This is a genomic window from Rhizobium herbae (assembly GCF_019511375.1).
GTDB lineage: Bacteria > Pseudomonadota > Alphaproteobacteria > Rhizobiales > Rhizobiaceae > Pararhizobium > Pararhizobium herbae_A.
In genome coordinates this window covers 460,776-479,376 of sequence record NZ_JAEUAO010000004.1, presented here as the reverse complement: position 1 = coordinate 479,376, position 18,601 = coordinate 460,776, and the positions used below count along the sequence as shown (strand labels likewise).

At 61.6% G+C, this 18,601-nt stretch carries 13 protein-coding genes and 1 pseudogene; 3 read left to right on the top strand and 11 right to left on the bottom strand.

Annotation, left to right across the window (positions count from 1 at the left end; all coding sequences use genetic code 11):
- Positions 1-453: 453 nt before the first annotated feature.
- A complete protein-coding gene (locus JNB71_RS19095) occupies positions 454-2,418 on the top strand; it encodes a M23 family metallopeptidase (RefSeq protein WP_220373357.1) in 1,965 nt (654 codons plus the stop codon).
- Between the two features lie 150 nt (positions 2,419-2,568).
- Here the strand turns inward: JNB71_RS19095 and JNB71_RS19090 are convergent, their stop codons facing one another.
- Positions 2,569-3,009, bottom strand: a complete 441-nt coding sequence (locus JNB71_RS19090) for a universal stress protein (RefSeq protein ID WP_220373356.1) — start codon at positions 3,007-3,009, stop codon at positions 2,569-2,571.
- Between the two features lie 290 nt (positions 3,010-3,299).
- Between JNB71_RS19090 and JNB71_RS19085 the strand changes: the two genes are divergently transcribed.
- Complete coding sequence (locus JNB71_RS19085; RefSeq protein WP_220373355.1) at positions 3,300-4,127, top strand: oxidoreductase; 828 nt, start codon at positions 3,300-3,302, stop codon at positions 4,125-4,127.
- Between the two features lie 67 nt (positions 4,128-4,194).
- The gene (locus JNB71_RS19080) at positions 4,195-5,238 is read left to right on the top strand and encodes an AraC family transcriptional regulator (RefSeq protein WP_220373354.1); all 1,044 of its coding nucleotides are present in this window, start codon (positions 4,195-4,197) and stop codon (positions 5,236-5,238) included.
- A gap of 103 nt (positions 5,239-5,341) precedes the next feature.
- Here JNB71_RS19080 and clpB read toward each other — a convergent pair whose 3' ends face one another.
- The 10 genes and pseudogenes from clpB to JNB71_RS19030 all read right to left on the bottom strand — a co-directional run bounded on the left by clpB (position 5,342) and on the right by JNB71_RS19030 (position 18,523).
- Complete coding sequence (gene clpB / locus JNB71_RS19075; RefSeq protein WP_220373353.1) at positions 5,342-7,948, bottom strand: ATP-dependent chaperone ClpB; 2,607 nt, start codon at positions 7,946-7,948, stop codon at positions 5,342-5,344.
- A 631-nt stretch (positions 7,949-8,579) separates the two neighbouring features.
- A complete protein-coding gene (locus JNB71_RS19070) occupies positions 8,580-9,365 on the bottom strand; it encodes a DUF4167 domain-containing protein (RefSeq protein ID WP_220373352.1) in 786 nt (261 codons plus the stop codon).
- A 338-nt stretch (positions 9,366-9,703) separates the two neighbouring features.
- Positions 9,704-10,567, bottom strand: a complete 864-nt coding sequence (gene prmC, locus JNB71_RS19065; RefSeq protein ID WP_220373351.1) for a peptide chain release factor N(5)-glutamine methyltransferase — start codon at positions 10,565-10,567, stop codon at positions 9,704-9,706.
- Positions 10,564-11,646: a peptide chain release factor 1 gene (prfA, locus tag JNB71_RS19060; RefSeq protein ID WP_220373350.1), complete on the bottom strand. Its 1,083-nt coding sequence runs from the start codon at positions 11,644-11,646 to the stop codon at positions 10,564-10,566. Before prfA ends, prmC begins: the two co-directional genes overlap by 4 nt.
- Before the next feature lie 88 nt (positions 11,647-11,734).
- Positions 11,735-12,158, bottom strand: a pseudogene (locus JNB71_RS19055) (endonuclease domain-containing protein).
- 194 nt (positions 12,159-12,352) lie between these two features.
- Positions 12,353-14,617, bottom strand: a complete 2,265-nt coding sequence (gene ptsP / locus JNB71_RS19050; protein WP_220373349.1) for a phosphoenolpyruvate--protein phosphotransferase — start codon at positions 14,615-14,617, stop codon at positions 12,353-12,355.
- Positions 14,618-14,708: 91 nt separating this feature from the next.
- Complete coding sequence (locus JNB71_RS19045) at positions 14,709-15,983, bottom strand: aspartate kinase (RefSeq protein WP_220373348.1); 1,275 nt, start codon at positions 15,981-15,983, stop codon at positions 14,709-14,711.
- A gap of 346 nt (positions 15,984-16,329) precedes the next feature.
- Positions 16,330-16,725 carry a hypothetical protein gene (locus tag JNB71_RS19040; protein ID WP_220373347.1) on the bottom strand — a complete coding sequence of 132 codons (396 nt, stop codon included), beginning with the start codon at positions 16,723-16,725 and terminating at the stop codon, positions 16,330-16,332.
- 328 nt (positions 16,726-17,053) lie between these two features.
- Positions 17,054-17,548, bottom strand: coding sequence for a hypothetical protein (locus JNB71_RS19035; protein ID WP_220373346.1), 495 nt, complete (start codon positions 17,546-17,548; stop codon positions 17,054-17,056).
- A gap of 27 nt (positions 17,549-17,575) precedes the next feature.
- Positions 17,576-18,523, bottom strand: coding sequence for a transglutaminase-like domain-containing protein (locus tag JNB71_RS19030; RefSeq protein ID WP_220373345.1), 948 nt, complete (start codon positions 18,521-18,523; stop codon positions 17,576-17,578).
- Between the last annotated feature and the right edge of the window lie 78 nt (positions 18,524-18,601).

Genomic DNA, 18,601 nt, shown 5'->3' with positions numbered 1-18,601 from the left:
CAAAAGAGCCCGACACGAAACCGCATCAACCCCAAATTCGCTCGCAATTTCCTAAAGAAACTTCAGAGCGAGTTCGTCGGTCGCCAGCAGCGCCGCCGCCCTCGTTGGTGAGCGGTTTATAGTCCCAGGCATCGTTCATAGTCAACAGGCTTTTTGAAAAAAATGACAGTTTTTTGACAAACCCTTGCACTGCAGGGCGTTCATGCGATGCGGCCGCCAAAACGCCGCCCGGAGGGAACCGAAATCACTGTTCTGCCCTCACTTCTTCACAATCGCCGACTCTAACCGGGGCGCGGGATTTGATTGCAAGGTGCTTCGCCGGCCTCCCCCTCGCTCCTGCGTGGTCGACGGCTCTCCTGTTTGACTCGCAGGCGCGAAAGATGCGACACCTTCGCACAACATACCGCGACCATAATAAGAAACGGCGGATAATCAGGGCTTCTCTATATTGGCATGATCACGGACAAGACCACGATGCGGTCGCTCGGCAACGAGCCGCCAATCCTTGCGGATGGACGCAGGGCCCCCGACCGGCGCGAGATTTCTCTGCGCTGGCTTTCGGGTACGTTCCTCACCGGCATCACCTCCAGCCTCTTGATGGGCGTCGCGCTGTTTGCAGCCGTTGACGGCCGCCAGCAGCTCGCCATCCCGGCCGAAGCCTATGCCGCCCTCGGCCCGGCTGCCGGCGGAGCACAGCCGACAGCAGCCAAGCGCGGCGACCGCATCCTGACGCCGAGCATCGTCGCCAAGCCCTCCGACCGCACCATCATGGAGGTTTCGACCATGATCCATGACGGCGAGAAGGAAGTGGTGCGGCGCCAGCCCTTCGCCCATGTGAAGATGACGCTTGCCGCCAACCACCAGCCGACCGACAGCTACCCCGCCTTCGATCCCCTTGCCATTTTCTCGAACGAGGAGACGGACGGCGCCCCGCCGGTCAGCCGCACCGGAACGCTCTATGGCTCGGATGTCGAATCCGAGGTCGCGTTGAAGACCGTCGACTTCCCGCTCAAGGGGTCAACGTTGAAATTCGCCTCCTCGATGTCGCTCGACGAGGTCGAGGAGAACGTCCGCACCAACGGTTCGGTGCTGACCGACGGCAACACCCAGATCGCCTCGCTCTTTTATGTCGACCCCCGCCGCTTCGCCTCCGACGCATCCGATCTCGACCTGATCCAGGGCCTGTCCGCCCGCGTCGTCGAGGAGAACATGACGGTTTCGGCCTTCGAGAACATCACCGACCAGAGCGCCGAATATGCCGACGACGTCATTCCCGTGCGTCGCGCGACGCCGATCGCAAACGTGATGATCAATGCCGGCTATGCCAAGGAGCAGGCCGAAAACATCGCCGGCTACCTGCGCCCCGCCCTCGACGCCAAGGAGCTGCAGGAAGGCGACGTCCTGCGCATCGGCATCATCCAGAAGGGCGAAAACGGCGAAGCCAAGATCGTCCGCGCCAGCGTCTATTCGCGCGGCAGCCACGTCTTCACCATGGCGCTGGACGACACCGACCATTTCGTCAAGGGCTTCGAACCGCCGCAGCTTTCCGCCGTCGCCTCCGCCTTCGACGACAACGGCACGCCGGCGATCACCGCCGGCTACGACCTGCCGCGCGTCTATGACGGCGTCTACCGGGCTGCCCTCTCCTACGGCATGAATTCGACGATGGTCGCCCAGATCATCAAGCTGCTTGCCAGCAATGTCGACTTCCAGGCGCAGCTGAAGCCGACCGACAGGCTCGAGGCCTTCTTCTCCGTGGCCGACGACAGCGGCAAGGCGACCGACGACTCAGAACTGCTCTATGTCAACGCCCGCTTCGGCGATGCCGAGACGCGCTTCTACCGGTTCCAGGATCCGGACGACAACACGATCGACTACTACAACGAGCAGGGCAAGAGCATTCGCCAGTTCCTGCTGCGCAATCCCGTTCCGAACGGCACCTTCCGCTCCGGTTTCGGCATGCGCCGCCATCCGATCCTCGGCTTCTCGCGCATGCATACCGGCGTCGACTGGTCGGCGCCGCGCGGCACGCCGATCATCGCCGCCGGCAATGGTGTGGTGGAAAAGGCCGGCTGGGATTCGGGCGGCTACGGCAACCAGACGCTGATCCGCCACGCCAATGGCTATGTCTCGTCCTACAACCACCAGAGCGCGATCGCCAAGGGCGTCACCCCCGGCGCCAAGGTCGTCCAGGGCCAGGTGATCGGCTGGGTCGGCACGACCGGCCTGTCGACGGGTCCGCACCTGCACTACGAACTGATCGTCAACGGCAACCGCGTCGATCCCTTGCGCATCCGCCTGCCGGGCGGCAAATCGCTCGACGGAAATGCGCTGGCGCAGTTCGAGAAGGAACGCACCCGCATCGACGAACTGCTGGCCAAGGACAATGGCAGCGCCGAGGTCGCGGCGGCGCAGTAGGCCGGTTTCTTTCTTGCGCCACGCCCTTCGGATACTCCCGCAGGGAGAAGAGGAACAGGCCCAAAGCCCGGACAGGGAACAGGGCCGCCCCTCCCCGGCATGATCGTTTTCAACGAAGGCTTTGCTCGGCAAGTGGGCCCGGCTGTCCTGCTATTTCCTGTATATGAGCACGGGAATGGTCGAATGCGTCAGCACCTTGGTGGTGACACTGCCGATGATCAAGGCGCCGACGCCGCCGCGGCCGTGCGACGCCATGATGATGAGATCAGCGCCGATATCCTCCGCTTTCCTGATGATCTCGCGGTAGACTTCATGGGTGCTTGCCTGATCGGTGACGCAGGGAACGCCGGCAGCTTCGGCCCTGGTCCGCGCGGCGGCAAGCGTCTCGGCCGCATGCAGCTCGGAAAGCGCCTCATATTGCGTCCGGGTGCTGCTGAGTTGCTCCGCATCCAGGGAAACGAGATGAAACGGTTCCGTCACGGTAAAGACGGTGATCTTCGCGCCCACCTCCTTTGCAAAGGCGATGCCGGTATCCACGGCAAGCGTTGCGAGCGGTGAGCCATCGGTGGGTATAAGAATGTTGCGGAACATGAAAGCCTCCCGGTTAAAGTCGGAGTCAATCTAGCCGCATCGCCCTAAGCCACATTGACCCGGATCAATTAATTCAGCCTCAGTTCATTTACGCCGCAGGCAAGCACAAATAGAGCCAATGCCGCGCGTCAAATATCACGCGCAAAGGGCGCTGCCGCCGGAAGTCGACGGCAGACTGCTGCGCTGGCCTGCCGGTTGGCGTCTTTTGCAAGACAGTTGGCATCTGGCGCTAATGAAACCTGTCGGTCTTGTGTCTAGCTTCTGTGTCACGAACACGAGAGGTGCAGATCATGAAATCCAGAAGCAAAACCGCGCTCGTCACTGGCGCGTCCTCCGGCATGGGCAAGGAAATCGCCAAGCGGCTCATCGATGACGGGTTCAAGGTTTATGTGGCGGCGCGCAGCGTCGACAAGATGGAAGGTCTCGCACGGCTAGGAGCCGTGCCGTTGAGGATGGACATTTCTGCTGATGACGATATCAAAGCCGTCGTGGATGTGATCGTCGCGGAGGCGGGCGGCGTTGACGTGCTTGTCAACAATGCAGGCTTCGGGCTCTATGGGCCGGTCGAAGATGTCGGTATCGGCGAGGCGCGGTATCAGTTCGAGGTCAACATGTTCGGCCCGGCACGACTGACCCAGCTTCTGCTGCCGGCGATGCGGATGAGAGGCACCGGTACCATTGTCAACATCACCTCAATGGGTGGCAAGATCTATACGCTCCTCGGCGCTTGGTATCACGCGACCAAGCATGCGCTTGAAGGCTGGTCAGATAGCCTGCGGCTGGAACTTGCGCCTTTCGGAATCAGGGTAGTGATCGTGGAGCCGGGCCTAATCGAAACCGGATTCGGGGATGTCGTGGCCGACGGCTTGGTTAAACGGTCCGCAAACAGCGCCTATGCGAAGCTCTCTCAGGCGGTCGCCACAACGACGACGGCGACCTACGGTCACGGGCGCGGAACCGATCCGAGGGCGATTGCGGATGTCGTCTCGAAAGCCGTCCGGGCCCGCAAGCCAAAGACCCGCTACGTTACCGGCAAGTATGCCAGACCGATGATTGCGCTCCGGAAATGGTTGGGCGACCGCGTTTTCGATCGGCTTATCATGAGCCAGATGGGATAGGAAATGAGGGTGGCTTACCGGCCACCGGGCCGGTTCCCGTTTTCCCGGGGCGTACGAGGGCAGGACAATGAGCGGAATTCCAGCCGACAGATGCAAGATACCCCAAGCGTTCTGGCGGACGCTCGAATCCTTCGGCCTGCCGGCAGCGGCTGTCCTGCGGCAGGCGCGGTTGCCAGCGACACTGCACCTGAACCCGCAGAGCTTCGTTTCGACGCAACAATATTTCGCGATCTTCAAGGCTCTCGAGGAGCTGTCGTCGGATCCCGGGTTCGGAATCAAGCTGGTCCAGAATACCGACACGGCGGTTCATCCGCCATCCACAATGGCCGCGTTCCACGCGCGTGATTTTCGGGACGGGATTGCAAGGCTTGCCCGCTTCAAACGACTATGCACACCGGAGCAGTTGCACCTTGTCGAGGAAGACGCAGTGGTTACGATCACGGGCGAGTGGCTCTACGCAACTGAACCGGAACCGTCGATCGCGGTCGATATCACGTTCGCCTTCCTGTTGGAACTCGGCCGGCGCGGCACGGGTCAAAACCTTACGCCGGCGCGGGTCGAACTGACGAGGCCGGATTCGGGAACCGCCGCGCATGCAACCTACTTTGGCTGCCCGATCCGCTACGGCGCTCCACGTGACGCGCTGGTCCTGAGGAGCAGTGATCTCGACCGCCCGTTTCCAGGTCATAACCCGGAGTTGCTGGACATTCTCACACCCGCGCTGGCATCAGCCTTGGGAGAAATTCAGGCGCTGGGTTCTGTCCGGGAGCAGGTCAAGTTGGTTCTCAAGAGGGACTTGGCCAGCGGCCGACCAGAATTGTCCAGTATTGCCTATGACCTTGGAGTTAGCGAGCGGACCCTGCAGCGCCGCATGACGGAAGAAGGCACGACATTCCGGGAACTGCTCCTTGAAGCGCGGCAGGAACTGGGACGCCAGCTGCTATTCGACCCGTGCGCCGATATTGATGAAGTCGCCTGCTTGCTCGGTTATCAGGATACCAGTTCATTCTACCGGGCTTTTCGGGACTGGGAGGGGGTCACTCCAAGCCGTTGGCGCGAGTTGCACGTGGGGCGTCGCAATTCACCACCGGATGGCAGCGCCCTACACTAAACTAGCTGGTTCCCATCGCGCTTTCGGTCTGTTGAAATTCGCCCCAAATGAAAAAACCTCCCCGGATGTCTCCGGAGAGGTTCTCTTCAAAAGTGTTATGCTATCACGCAGCCGCCTTCTCGGCGCCGCCGCCGAGCTTGAAGTTCAGCCGATCCGATCCGGCAAGGGCCTTGATCGTCGAGCCGTCGGGGAAATTGCCCTGCAGGATCTGCTCGGCGAGCGGATCCTGGACATACTTCTGCACCGCCCGCTTCAGGGGACGCGCGCCATAGGCCGGATCATAGCCCTTGTCGGCGAGGAAGGCTCTGGCCTCGTCGTCCAGTTCGAGCGTGATCTTGCGGTCGGCAAGCAGCTTGCGCAGGCGCGAGAGCTGGATATCGACGATCGCCCCCATCTCGGCGCGCTTCAGGCGGTGGAACAGGATGATCTCGTCGACCCGGTTGAGGAACTCCGGCCGGAAATGGCCGCGCACCACATCCATCACCTGGTCGCGCACCATGTCGCTGTCGTCGTTCTCGCCGAGCTGGCTGAGGTACTCGGCCCCGAGGTTGGAGGTCATGATGATCATCGTGTTGCGGAAGTCGACCGTGCGGCCCTGGCCATCGGTTAGCCGGCCGTCGTCGAGCACCTGCAACAGCACGTTGAACACGTCCGGATGCGCCTTCTCGATCTCGTCGAACAGCACCACCTGATAGGGCCTGCGACGCACGGATTCGGTCAGTGCACCGCCTTCCTCGTAGCCGACATAGCCGGGAGGCGCGCCGATCAGCCGGGCAACGGAGTGCTTCTCCATATATTCCGACATGTCCATGCGCACCATCGCCGTCTCGTCGTCGAAGAGGAAGCGGGCAAGCGCCTTGGTCAGCTCCGTCTTGCCGACACCGGTGGGACCCAGGAAGATGAACGAGCCGATCGGCCGGTTCGGATCCTGCAGCCCGGCCCGCGAGCGGCGAACCGCGCGCGAAACGGCCTGGACCGCGTCACCCTGGCCGACCACCCATTTCGCCAGCTCGTCTTCCATCCGCAGCAGCTTCTCGCGTTCGCCCTCCAGCATCTTGTCGACCGGGATGCCGGTCCAGCGGGAAACGACATGGGCGATGTTGTCGGGCGTCACGACCTCCTGCACCATGGGATTGACGGTGTCGCCGTCCTCTGCTTCGGCAGCTTCCAGCTCCTTTTCCAGCTTCGGGATCACGCCATAGGCAAGTTCCCCTGCCCGCTGGAATTCGCCCTTGCGCTGGGCGATCGCCAGTTCGTTGCGGGCTTCGTCGAGCTGCTTCTTCAGGTCGGCAGCAAGGCCGAGCTTGGACTTTTCTGCCTGCCAGCGGGCCGTCAGCGCGTTGGCCTGCTCTTCAAGTGCGGTGAGATCGAGCTCCAGTTTTTCCAGCCGGTCCTTCGACGACCGGTCGGTCTCCTTCTTCAGGGCCTCGCGCTCGATCTTCAGCTGGATGATGCGACGGTCGAGTTCGTCCAGTTCCTCAGGCTTGGAATCGACCTGCATCCGAAGCCTTGACGCGGCCTCGTCCATCAGGTCGATCGCCTTGTCCGGCAGGAAGCGGTCGGTGATATAGCGGTTGGAAAGCGTGGCAGCCGCAACCAGCGCCGAATCGGAGATCCGGACCTTGTGATGCTGCTCGTATTTTTCCTTCAACCCGCGCAGGATCGAGATCGTGTCCTCGACCGTCGGCTCGTCGACCATCACCGGCTGGAACCTTCGCGCAAGGGCTGCGTCCTTTTCCACGTGCTTGCGGTACTCGTCGAGCGTGGTGGCGCCGACGCAGTGCAACTCGCCGCGGGCAAGGGCCGGCTTCAGAAGGTTCGAGGCGTCCATTGCCCCGTCCGCCTTGCCGGCGCCGACCAGCGTGTGCATCTCGTCGATGAACAGGATGATTTCGCCTGCCTCCGCCTGGACCTCGGAAAGAATGGCCTTCAGCCGCTCTTCGAACTCGCCGCGATATTTCGCGCCTGCGATCAGCGCGCCCATGTCGAGCGCCATCAGCCTCTTGTCCTTCAGGCTTTCCGGCACGTCACCATTGACGATGCGCAGCGCCAGGCCCTCAGCAATCGCCGTCTTGCCGACGCCGGGCTCACCGATCAGCACCGGATTGTTCTTGGTGCGGCGCGACAGCACCTGGATCGTGCGGCGGATCTCGTCGTCACGGCCGATCACCGGATCGAGCTTGCCTTCCCGGGCATCTCCCGTCAGGTCGCGCGCATATTTCTTCAGCGCGTCGAAGCCCGCTTCGGCATTGGCACCATCGGCCGTGCGGCCCTTGCGGATGTCGTTGATGACCTGGTTGAGCTTGGCAGCGGTCACGCCCGCCTTCGACAGGATGCCGGAAGTTGCAGCCGACGTCTCGATGATCAGCGCCTGCAGCAGGCGCTCGACCGTGACGAAGCTGTCGCCGGCCTTCTTGGCCGCCTCTTCAGCGGTCGAAAACACGCGCGCCAGCGGCTGCGCCAAGGAAAGCGACCCATTGCCGCCCGAAACCTTCGGCAGCTTGGCAAGCGCCGCATCATTGGCGATTCGGGCAGCCTTTGCATCGCCGCCGGCCCGCTCGATCAGCGATGCCGCCATGCCCTGGTCGTCGTCGAGCAGGACTTTCAGGATATGTTCGGGAGTGAATTGCGGATGCCCCTGCGCCAGCGCATAGGTTTGCGCCGATTGCAGGAAACCGCGCACGCGCTCGGAGTATTTTTCAATATTCATCTGTCGACCTCCATAAATCGGCCAGCCCGTTCGCGGCGCTGCCGATGGTTCGGGATCAGGCCCCCTGAAAAGGCAAGCCTGTCATTTCCGGTCGATATCTGCCTTGCGCAGGATCAACCCGTTGAAGCGAATATGGGGGAGCAATTTTGCAAATTAAAGAGCCCGAACCAGGAGGTTGACGGATTCCGTCGGACAGTATCGCGCATTGGAAGAGGCAACCGCGAAGACGCGGCCTCTGCCCCTCACCCTGGCCCTCTCCCCGCATGCAGAGAGGACGCGCCCTCCTCCGCCGTTGAGACTGGCGAAACGGTGCGGCGTGCCTCCTTCTCCCCGTCGAAACGGGGAGAGGGTGCCCGGCAGGGCGGATGAGGGGCCGCAACCGCGATCTCAAATGGACACTGTCTCGTCCCGATCGAACGCCCTTCGCGACGCGTCGGTGCTTTGGATTGAGATGAAACAGCGCTTTACCACCACCGCGCAGACGCGCGGTGGCTGGATCCCCGTGACAAGCACAGGGATGACGGAGTGTGGGAGCCGGCAATCCACCGCACAGGCGCCGACAGCAAAAAGCCGCCTGCAACGATCTGCAGGCGGCTTTCGGTTTCATCAGCGACGCCGAGCGTCCGTCAGTTTATTCGCCGGCAGCCTCGACGAGGGCCGGAACGTCCGGCTGTTCGCCCGCTGCGGCCTCGTCGCCAGCGGCATCGCTGCGGCGCGGCTGGCGGCGGGGACGCGGGGCAGCACGGCGGCGCGTCGGGGCGGCCCCGGTCGGGGCTTCCGCTTCCAGCGTAACTTCTGCCGGCGTGCCTTCGATCACCGGCTGCGGGCCGGAGCCGTCGATGACCGGCTGCGGCTGCAGGTCGGGGCGTGCCTGCGGCTGGGGCTGATCGGACCGCTGCTGGCGCTGGCGGTCATGGCGCTGGCGGTCGCGGCGCTCGCCGTCGTGCTGGCGCGGCGGGCGATCGGCCTGCTGAGGGCGACCCACATCCGGCTGCTGGTCTTGGATGGAGACGCTTTCGTCGACGTCGTTCTGGTCGAGATCGTCGTCGCGCTCGTTGCCGTCGCGATCCTGGTAATCGGACCGGTCGGCGTAGTCGCTGCGATCGTCACGCTGGAAACGCTCCTGCATCTGCGCCTGGGCGGCGGCAATGATGCGGTTGTAGTGCTCGGCATGCTGAAGATAGTTTTCCGCCATGACCCGGTCGCCGGAACTCTGCGCATCGCGGGCAAGGGTCGCATATTTCTCGGCGATATGCTGCGCGGTACCCCGGATCTTCACGTCCGGTCCGGAACTGTCATAGGTCCGGGTCAGCGGGTTGGAACCCTTCCGGTTATGGTTGTTGTTACCACCGCTGTTGTTGCTGCTGTTATTGTTGTTACGCCCACGGCCGCGCTTGTTTTGCTGTCCTGGCCTCATCGTTCACTCACCTGCATTCTCTTGATATTGATGATCATGTGGTTGCGTGGCTTGTCGGGGATTCCGGAACAGGCAAACACGCGCCGCGACCCAACCGTCTTTTGGCGGCGCCGTCGCTGGTTAAAGTCAAATTAACAGGTACCCGCACCAGGCACTGTCGAACCCTAGCAACTCTTTTGTGAGAGCAATCCCTGTGGCCAGGTCTGACCGGAACGAATCTCTGGTCTAAGACCTTCTGCCCAGTGCGTGCTGCCAACCTATCCCGCCTGCCGTGGGATTCCAAGCCTTTTCTTCATGTTTTCGAAAAGAACGTCCCATTGGACGGCTGTTTTCAGGCATTAGTTGCAGAAGGAGAACACTATGGCCCGGTCATTGCCGCCAAGATCGCGTATCCTGTCGACGATCCGAAACCCCTTTTCCTCGAAAACGCTTCCTACCACCTGAAGTTGATCATAGCCGATCTCGACCCCGACGACACCGCCCTTGGCCAGATGGCCGGCGGCATTCGCGGCGATGATGCGATAGGCGTCCAGTCCGTCGGCACCGCCGTCCAGCGCCAGGGCCGGATCGTGATCGCGCACCTCCGGCGCAAGTGACGCGACCACGTCGGTGCGTATATAGGGCGGATTTGACACGATTATGTCGAACACGCCCTCGATCCGCTCGAACCAGTCGCTTTCAACAGCCACAAAGCGGTCGCCCAGCGCGTTGCGCACCGCATTGGCCTGCGCCATCGCGACGGCACCCGCGGCAAGATCGGAGCCGACGCCGGTCGCCTCCGGTACGGCGCTCAAGAGTGCCAGGCAGATCGCCCCGGTTCCCGTGCCGAGATCGATGATCCGGCAGCTTCCCTTGGCGGCAACGGTGCGCCGCGCAAACGGGATGAGCCCCTCGACGATCATCTCTGAATCCGGCCGTGGCTCCAGCGTGTCCTTCGACATGCTAAGCGTCAGCCCGTAAAATTCCCGTTGGCCGAGAATGCGGTGCACGGGCTCATGCGCCGCGCGTCGCGCAATCGCGGCGCGAATCCGTTCGGCATCCTCCGGCGCGACCGCCTCGCTGCCGCGCGTCATGAAAGCCGCCGCCGGAAGATCGAGCAGGCCGCAAATCAGCACCCGCGCGTCGAATGCCGCCTCGCCGATATGCGCCTTGAGGAACCGCGCCTTCGCCTCGGCAAACAGGCTGTCGAGCGTATCGGTCATCCCTGTTGCTCGCCGAGCTGCGCCAGCTGGTCTGCCTGGTAGTCGGCCAGCAACGCATCGACCACCTCGTCGATCTCGCCCATCATCATCCGGTCGATCTTGTAGAGCGTCAGGTTGATGCGGTGATCGGTGACGCGGCCCTGCGGGAAGTTGTAGGTGCGAATGCGTTCCGAGCGGTCGCCGGAACCGACCTGGCTCTTGCGCGAGGCCGAGCGCTCGCTGTCGGCCTTCTGCCGCTCCATGTCGTAGAGCCGCGAGCGCAGGACCTGCATCGCCTTGGCACGGTTCTGGTGCTGCGACTTCTCCGAACTGGTGACGACGATGCCCGATGGCAGGTGCGTGATGCGAACCGCCGAGTCCGTCGTGTTGACGTGCTGTCCGCCCGCGCCGGACGAGCGCATCGTGTCGATGCGGATGTCCTCGTTGCGGATCTCGATGTCGATGTCTTCGGCTTCCGGCAGCACCGCAACGGTCGCCGCCGAGGTATGGATGCGTCCCTGCGTTTCCGTATCCGGCACGCGCTGGACCCGGTGCACGCCGGATTCGAATTTAAGCTTGGAAAACACCCCGCGCCCGGTGACGGTCGCGATGATTTCCTTGTAGCCGCCGGCATCGCCCTCGCTTGCCGAAAGCACCTCGACCTTCCAGCCCTTGTCGGCGGCATAGCGCTCATACATGCGGAAGAGGTCGCCGGCAAAAAGCGCCGCCTCCGACCCGCCCGTGCCGGCGCGGATTTCAAGGATGGCGCTCTTCTCGTCGGCCGCATCCTTCGGCAGGAGCAGGATCTGCATGTCCTTCTCCAGCGCCTCGATGCGCGCCTCGATCTCCGGCTTTTCCATCTCGGCCAGATCGCGCATATCGCGGTCGGTGCTTTTGTCGGACAGCAGCGCCGCGATATCCGCAAGCTCGCCTTGCGCCTTCTCGTACTGCCTGATCTTCGCCACCACCGGCTGCAGCTCGGAATATTCCGACGCCAGCTTCACATAGACATCCGCCGCCGGACCTTCGGCCATGCGCGCCTCGATCTCACCGAAGCGGCGCTCCAGCTCGCGCATTTTTTCAACAGGTAAGGTAGCCAACTCGAACTCCACAGATGCCGTTGCGACGGCGATGTTTAACGACCGGGACGGCTTTCTCAAAGCACCGAAGCCGCGGTAAACTGATCATTCATCGGCCAGACTTTTGAGCCGGAATGAAGGTCAGATCAAACGATCTCACCTCCTGGATGAGTCTATTTTCAACAATTTCGACTATCGTCCCCAATACTTGCTCTCGGTCCTTTGAGAACACATCCGTTCCAAAAACGAACAACGCTCCAGCCATTCGTCGACATGTAATCGTCCCGCCTTGCATCATGAGGGCTGCCTGCGTGCTGGCTTCCGTCAACTTCGACGACGAGGTGGACCTGCCTGCATGCGAAATCAGCGAAGTACGGACCGATCGGCAATTGCCGGACGAACTTGAACCCATTGAGACGACGTGCCCTGAGCTCAAACCAGAGCGCCTCCTCCGCGTCGTTCTCGACCTTCCGCAAACTGCGGGCGCGCTCTGTTGTCTTTTTGTCCGAGCCCCTATCGTCTACCGCCGCCACGCTGCCCCTCACCCTAGCCCTCTCCCCGCAGGCGGGGAGAGGGAACGACCGAATTTGACGCCCCTCCGTGACTGCCAAGACCGCCAGGCGAATGGGAGGCCGCGAGTGTTCCGCACATCCCTTCTCCCCGTCAAAACGGGGAGAAGGTGCCCGGCAGGGCGGATGAGGGCCACCGCCCCCAGGCTGGACCCATCCTAGACCGGAATCCCGTTCTCCGCCGCGAAAGCCACCAGCAGCTCGCGCATCGGTGTCGGATCCTTGGTGTCGTCCAGCGCGACCGCCATCATGGCCGAGAGCTTGTCGACGTCGAGCGCCAGCAGCATCGCCTTCACCGGCCCGACGGCCGTCGGCGCCATCGAGACCGAGCGGAAGCCTATCCCGAGCAGCGCCATGGCCGACAGCGGCTTGCTCGCCATTTCGCCGCACAGCGTCACCGGGGTATCGTTGCGTTCGCCCGCGCGGGTGATGTCGCGCAGGATGCGCAGGAACGGGCGGCCAAGCACGTCGAAGCGGTCGGACACCCGCGCATTGCCGCGGTCGACCGCCATCGCGAACTGGAACAGGTCGTTCGAACCGACGGAAACGAAATCGACCTCGTTCATCAGTTCGTCGAGCTGCCAGAGCAGCGCCGGGACTTCCAGCATCGCGCCGAACTGCAGCTTCCTCGGCAATTGCTCGCCGACTTTCGACTGGCGCTGGATTTCCTTCTGCAAAAGCGCGCGCACGGTCCGCAGTTCCGACACTTCGGTCACCATCGGCAGCATGATGCGCAGTTCCTGGCCTGCCGAAGCCCTGAGCATGGCACGCAGCTGCGTGCGCAAGAGACCGGGCCGGTCGAGCGACAGGCGGATCGCCCGCCAGCCAAGCGCCGGGTTCTCTTCTTCCGCCGCACGGAAATAGGGCACCACCTTGTCGCCGCCGATATCGAGCGTGCGGAAGGTCACCGGCTTGCCGGCGGCCTGCTTGATCACGTTGCGATAGAAGGCTTCCTGCTCCTCCATCTTCGGCATGGTCGAGGCGATCATGAATTGCAGTTCGGTGCGGAACAGGCCGATGCCCTCCGCGCCCGACTCCGCAAGCTGCGGCAGATCGACCATCAGGCCAGCATTCATCTGCAGCTTTATTTGCTTGCCATCCTTGGTCACCGGCTCGACGCCGCGCAGCGCCTTGAACTGTTCCTGCCGCCGGGCGCGAAGCTTTACCTTCTCCTCATAGGCCCGCTGCAGGTCGGCCATCGGCCGCAGGTGCACCTTGGCATCGTCGCCGTCGACGATGATCGCATCGCGGTTTTCCGCCAGCGCCACGGCGCCTGCCGCCTGACCAACCACCGGAATGCCCATGGCGCGGGCGACGATCACCACATGGCTCGTCACTGCGCCTTCTTCAAGAACCAGGCCGCGGACATTCTCGCGCGGATAGTCCAGCAGTTCGGCAGCACCCATGGCACGCGCGACGACGATGGCATCCGGCGGGAAGTCGCTCGCCGAGAGTTTCGCGCCATAGCCGGTCAGCTGTCTCAGCAGCCGGTTGGCGAGGTCGTCGAAGTCGTGCATGCGCTCGCGCAGATAAGGATCCGTCAGCCGGATCATCCGCGCCTTGGTCTCGCTCTGCACTCGCTCGACCGCCGCTTCGGCGGTCAAGCCGTTGCGGATCGCCTCTTCGAGCTTGCGCACCCAGCCGCGGTCATGCGCGAACATCCGGTAGGCCTCGAGCACGGCGCGGTGCTCGCCTTCCATGGAGACATCGCGGCGCGACAGCATGTCATCGATCGAGATGCGCAGGGAACCGAGCGCTTCTGCCAGGCGGCCGAGTTCGTGATCGGTATCGTCGTTCAAAAGATTGGTGACGACGATGCGCGGCTCGTGCAGCACGACGTAACCGAGGCCGATGCCATCGTTGAAACTGCTGCCGTCGATCGAGACCGGCCGCGACAGGTCGAGTTCGAGGCCCGGCCGGGTGATCTTCTTCAATTCGCCGGTCGCCACCATTTCGGCGAGCACCATCGCCGTGGTTTCCAGCGCCTCGACCTCGTCGTCGCGATAGGTGCGGCTCGCCTTGTTCTGCACGACGAGAACGCCGAGCGAGCGGCCAGTTCTCAAGATCGGCACGCCAAGGAAGGAATGGTAGATCTCTTCGCCGGTTTCCGGCAGGTAGGTGAAGGCCGGATGCGCCTGCGCGTCGGAAAGATTGAGCGGCCGCGCGGATGCCGCAATCGTACCGACGAGGCCCTGCCCCATCTGCAGTTGCGCAAGATGCACGGCGCCCGGGTTCAGACCTTCGGTGGCGTAGAGTTCGAGCACGCCGTCGGAGCGCAGCACATAGACCGAGCACACCTCCGCGACCATGTTCTGCGCTATCTGGCGAACAATCTGGTCAAGGCGCTCCTGCGGCTCGAGCGGTTCCGCCATGAGTTCGCGCAACCGCTTGAGAAGGACGCGTGGACCCGAGAGGTCTCTCATCGCGCTACGTCTCCTGTCTGAAAGTCAACAACTGCAGGCGGCGAAAGGTTCCGGCGTATCCCGCCCCAAAACGTCGATGCGGCCGCTTGCCTTAACTCTTATCCAGACCGTAGACGGAATGCAAAGTGCGAACGGCCAATTCGGCATAAGCGCCGTCAATCAGGATGGAAATCTTGATTTCCGAGGTGGTGATCGCCTTTATGTTGATGCCTTTTTCGGCAAGTGCACGGAACGCGGACGCCGCCACGCCGGCATGGCTGCGCATGCCGATGCCGATGACCGACACCTTGACCAGCCCCGATTCGCTCTGGATAACGTCGAAACCGACCTTCTCCTTGGCGCCTTCCAGCACCTTCAGGGCCTTGTCCACGTCGCCGGAAGGCACGGTGAAGGTCATGTCGGTCTTCGAGCCGTCTTCCGAAATGTTCTGGACGATCATGTCGACATTGATATGGGCTTCCGCCAGCGGGCCGAAGATCGCAGCCGAAACGCCGGGCCGGTCGGCCACGCGCCTGAGCGAAATCTGCGCTTCATCCTTGGCATAGGCGATGCCGGTGACGACTTCCTGTTCCACGATCTCTTCCTCATCACAAATCAGCGTACCGGGGGGATTGAGAAGATCGCCCATGCCCGGCGCATCGGGGTCTACGAAACTGGAGCGCACGAAGGTGCGGACCTTGTGAACCATGGCAAGCTCGACCGAGCGCACCTGCAGGACCTTGGCGCCAAGCGACGCCATTTCCAGCATTTCCTCGAATGCGATCTTCTTCATCCGCCGCGCCTTCGGCTCGATGCGCGGGTCGGTGGTGTAGACGCCGTCGACGTCCGTATAGATGTCGCAGCGATCGGCCTTGATCGCCGCCGCAATCGCCACGGCAGACGTATCCGAGCCGCCCCGGCCGAGCGTCGCGATCCGGTTGTCGGGCCCGAGCCCCTGGAAGCCGGCGATGACGGCGACCTGGCCTTCGCCGAAGCGGCGGATCAGCTCGGCGCCGTCGATCTCGAGGATGCGCGCGGCGCCATGGGCGTTGTCGGTCTTGATCGGGATCTGCCAGCCCTGCCAGGAACGGGCATTGATGCCCATCGATTGCAGCGTGATCGCGAGCAGCCCCGAGGTCACCTGCTCGCCGGAAGCGACCACCGCGTCGTATTCGCGCGCATCGAAGAAGGGCGAACTCGCGCCCGTCGCCTTCGGCGCGCCCTGCACCCAGCCGACCAGTTCGTTGGTCTTGCCGGACATGGCAGAGACGACCACCGCCACCTCGTGGCCGGCCTCGACTTCACGTTTCACATGGCGGGCTACATTGTAGATGCGTTCAAGATCGGCGACGGATGTCCCGCCGAATTTCATAACGATGCGTGCCATATGCCTCTACCGGTCGAAAATGCCGCGCGTCAAACCCGCGCCCGTCTGTCTCCAAGTCGCGGGTCTCTTAGCGAAATTGAGGGCGGCGTGCAATGGCGCGAGAGGCGTCAAAGGTGCTGGATTAGAAGCGGGGAAACGTGGCTGCGGTCCGGAGCCGGAGATCGGCCCCGTCACTGCGGCGCTGGAGCGCCGGGACGAACTGACGGAACGCGCCAGCTTTGGCGCGAGGTGATGGCTTCGAGCGTGGATAGCAGCGCGCCCGTCTCGGCAGCTAAGGGGAGGCTCGACCGGGCGATGATGCGGCCGGAGGAGCTAGAGGGCTTCAGCTATTTTCTGAGACTTTTTTCTATTCAAACAATTTCTCAATAAATTCCGGTATAATTTCAGGAATATCTTTCTTTGTTACTTTCTTCAACCATGTTTGCGTTATAAGGTCGATGTCATCAATTCCACCTTTTTCGAAATTCGATTTATTCAATACAATAAAATCTTCAAAGTCTTCAAATATATATTGTTTAAATTCTCCATTAGAATCATTGGTCGTTTTTCCTGCAACAAAAGCTCCGGATGAGACTAGAAAATTCGAAAGTGTTGTTGCATCACTAAAGCGTTGCTCTGGCGTCTTTTGGTATAAATTTTCACCATCTGATGTAACCAATCCCAGAATATATCCAAACAGGATTATATCTCTCCGGCCTTCATCGTAAAGATAATCTATAACTATGCTTGCCCTGCTGTCCATTATAACTACTCCCCGATATGAATCTTATACGGAGCTCCCCTACTAGGGAAAACATCTATCGTTTTACCTCCTGTGGTTGATTCGAATCTTATACCTACACGCGTTCCATCACTCAATTCTTTCATTTGACCGTTGTAGCTGTTGGCCTGAACCGACCTCCCACCTGAACTAAGCTTATCCCAAAGGGAATTTAGCTGCGTTTCATTTTTGATATTGAAAGCTTGCCCGCTTTTACCATAAGGCGTTGCACCACTTTCTCGGACTGCAGCACGTGCATCGTGCTTATCTTTTACAGAGTTTTTCTCCTTATCCTCATCCTCAGGACCACCTAGACCGCCGCCCCTGCCGCAGCGGAGGATGTACCACCAGAGCCGAAATTCTTATCACCGTTCCTCCCGGCCTCGTGGTCCTCCATCATATCGGCATGAACGCCCAGTGCGCCGCCTACGATTGCTCCCCCCATCACGCCGTCGTAGATTCCAGCACCGCCCCCAACTAACGCCCCTGGAGGGCCTCCAGCTAGAAAACCAGCACCAGCCCCAAAGAGACCGCCTAGAAGACCTCCCCAAAAGCCTCCTTGCGCAACTCCTTCCACTGTTTTGTCAGGCTGACCAGCGATATGGCCATTTGGATCACTGTTATTGACCGGATCATTACCCGCATAAGCGTACCTATTCGTGCCGACACCCTCGATCGTGGGGTCCATCGTAGCCGGCTGGATAAACCGTGCATTGGCCGCCGAGCCGAACGACACGGACAACATGCTGCAAACAAGCAGCAAACTGAGAACGCGGGTCAAAAACCCGCTGGAAAAGCACTTCATGAACAAATCCTCACGTAAATCAAATAGTCATTGCGGCCGGCCGTCCTGCGGCCGCCACCCCAGGGCTTCAGCCTTGGCGAACGCCTGCATGTTTTCCCCGTACCACCGATCGGCTTTCACCTTCAGATCGGCCGGAATGTCTTCCATCCGCGTATATTTTCCGACCAGTTCCCGCCGCAGCAGGCCGCTGTAGGCGCTGCCCTTCTTCACCAGAACGTAAGCGAAGGAGGGGTAATGCCGCAGCAGCACGTCGGAGACGGCGATCGCATTTTCGAACGCGCCTGCTTCGATCTGATGCTCCACCAGAAACGAGGCGATCAGCGCCGTCGCTTCCTCATGGGACAGAGGTCGGAGATAGACGCCGTTGGTCACTGCCTTGTCCGACATCGGCAATTTCTGTCTGTACCAGACATCGCGGGTAAACCCGCCGCCGCTGGTGGCCTCCAGATTCCAGACGGCGCCGTCGTCGTCGGTATATTTCACGAAGACATGCAAGGGCGCTTCGGCCAGTGTCATCTTCAACCCCAGCCGCTGGCCGACGAACATCATCAGCATGGGCATGGTGACGCAGTTGCCGCGCCGCGTCGTCAGGTAGCGTTGCAGCAGGCGGTTTGCGGGTTTTTCGCCGAGCGGATCTTCAAGGTCATACTGGAAGGGCCTGTTGTCGTTCCAGGCGCCACCCTCGTAGAGATAGCGCTTCAGAGCCGCAAGCGTGTCGGCGCTCTTTGCCCCCTCCCCGGCCATGGCCTTCACCGCCTCGGCCATGCGCTCGATCATCGATGTCACAGCCTGCTGATTGGTTGCGGGATCGACCATCTGATCGACGGACAGCTTCACGTCGAGCAGATCACGATCCGACGCGAACAAGACTTCAGTTTTGGCCTCGAGCTGAACGGGGTCATCGTTGGGCGACTGCGCGAAAACCGCTGTGATCGGCAGGCAGAGCGCCAGAATGGCAATGTGAAGGATTCTCATGAACGGTCCTGCCGATGATGCAACCATGGGTATTTATTCGCAGGACTGCGGTCAAGGGACAGAGCAGGACTTCCATGG

Excerpts from the sequence above, each read along its gene's own strand:
- JNB71_RS19095 (WP_220373357.1), top strand. The coding sequence starts at position 454 with ATGATCACGGACAAGACCACGATGCGGTCGCTCGGCAACGAGCCGCCA.
- JNB71_RS19090 (WP_220373356.1), bottom strand. The coding sequence starts at position 3,009 with ATGTTCCGCAACATTCTTATACCCACCGATGGCTCACCGCTCGCAACG.
- JNB71_RS19085 (WP_220373355.1), top strand. The coding sequence starts at position 3,300 with ATGAAATCCAGAAGCAAAACCGCGCTCGTCACTGGCGCGTCCTCCGGC.
- JNB71_RS19080 (WP_220373354.1), top strand. The coding sequence starts at position 4,195 with ATGAGCGGAATTCCAGCCGACAGATGCAAGATACCCCAAGCGTTCTGG.
- clpB (WP_220373353.1), bottom strand. The coding sequence starts at position 7,948 with ATGAATATTGAAAAATACTCCGAGCGCGTGCGCGGTTTCCTGCAATCG.
- JNB71_RS19070 (WP_220373352.1), bottom strand. The coding sequence starts at position 9,365 with ATGAGGCCAGGACAGCAAAACAAGCGCGGCCGTGGGCGTAACAACAAT.
- prmC (WP_220373351.1), bottom strand. The coding sequence starts at position 10,567 with ATGACCGATACGCTCGACAGCCTGTTTGCCGAGGCGAAGGCGCGGTTC.
- ptsP (WP_220373349.1), bottom strand. The coding sequence starts at position 14,617 with ATGAGAGACCTCTCGGGTCCACGCGTCCTTCTCAAGCGGTTGCGCGAA.
- JNB71_RS19045 (WP_220373348.1), bottom strand. The coding sequence starts at position 15,983 with ATGGCACGCATCGTTATGAAATTCGGCGGGACATCCGTCGCCGATCTT.
- JNB71_RS19040 (WP_220373347.1), bottom strand. The coding sequence starts at position 16,725 with ATGGACAGCAGGGCAAGCATAGTTATAGATTATCTTTACGATGAAGGC.
- JNB71_RS19035 (WP_220373346.1), bottom strand. The coding sequence starts at position 17,548 with ATGAAGTGCTTTTCCAGCGGGTTTTTGACCCGCGTTCTCAGTTTGCTG.
- JNB71_RS19030 (WP_220373345.1), bottom strand. The coding sequence starts at position 18,523 with ATGAGAATCCTTCACATTGCCATTCTGGCGCTCTGCCTGCCGATCACA.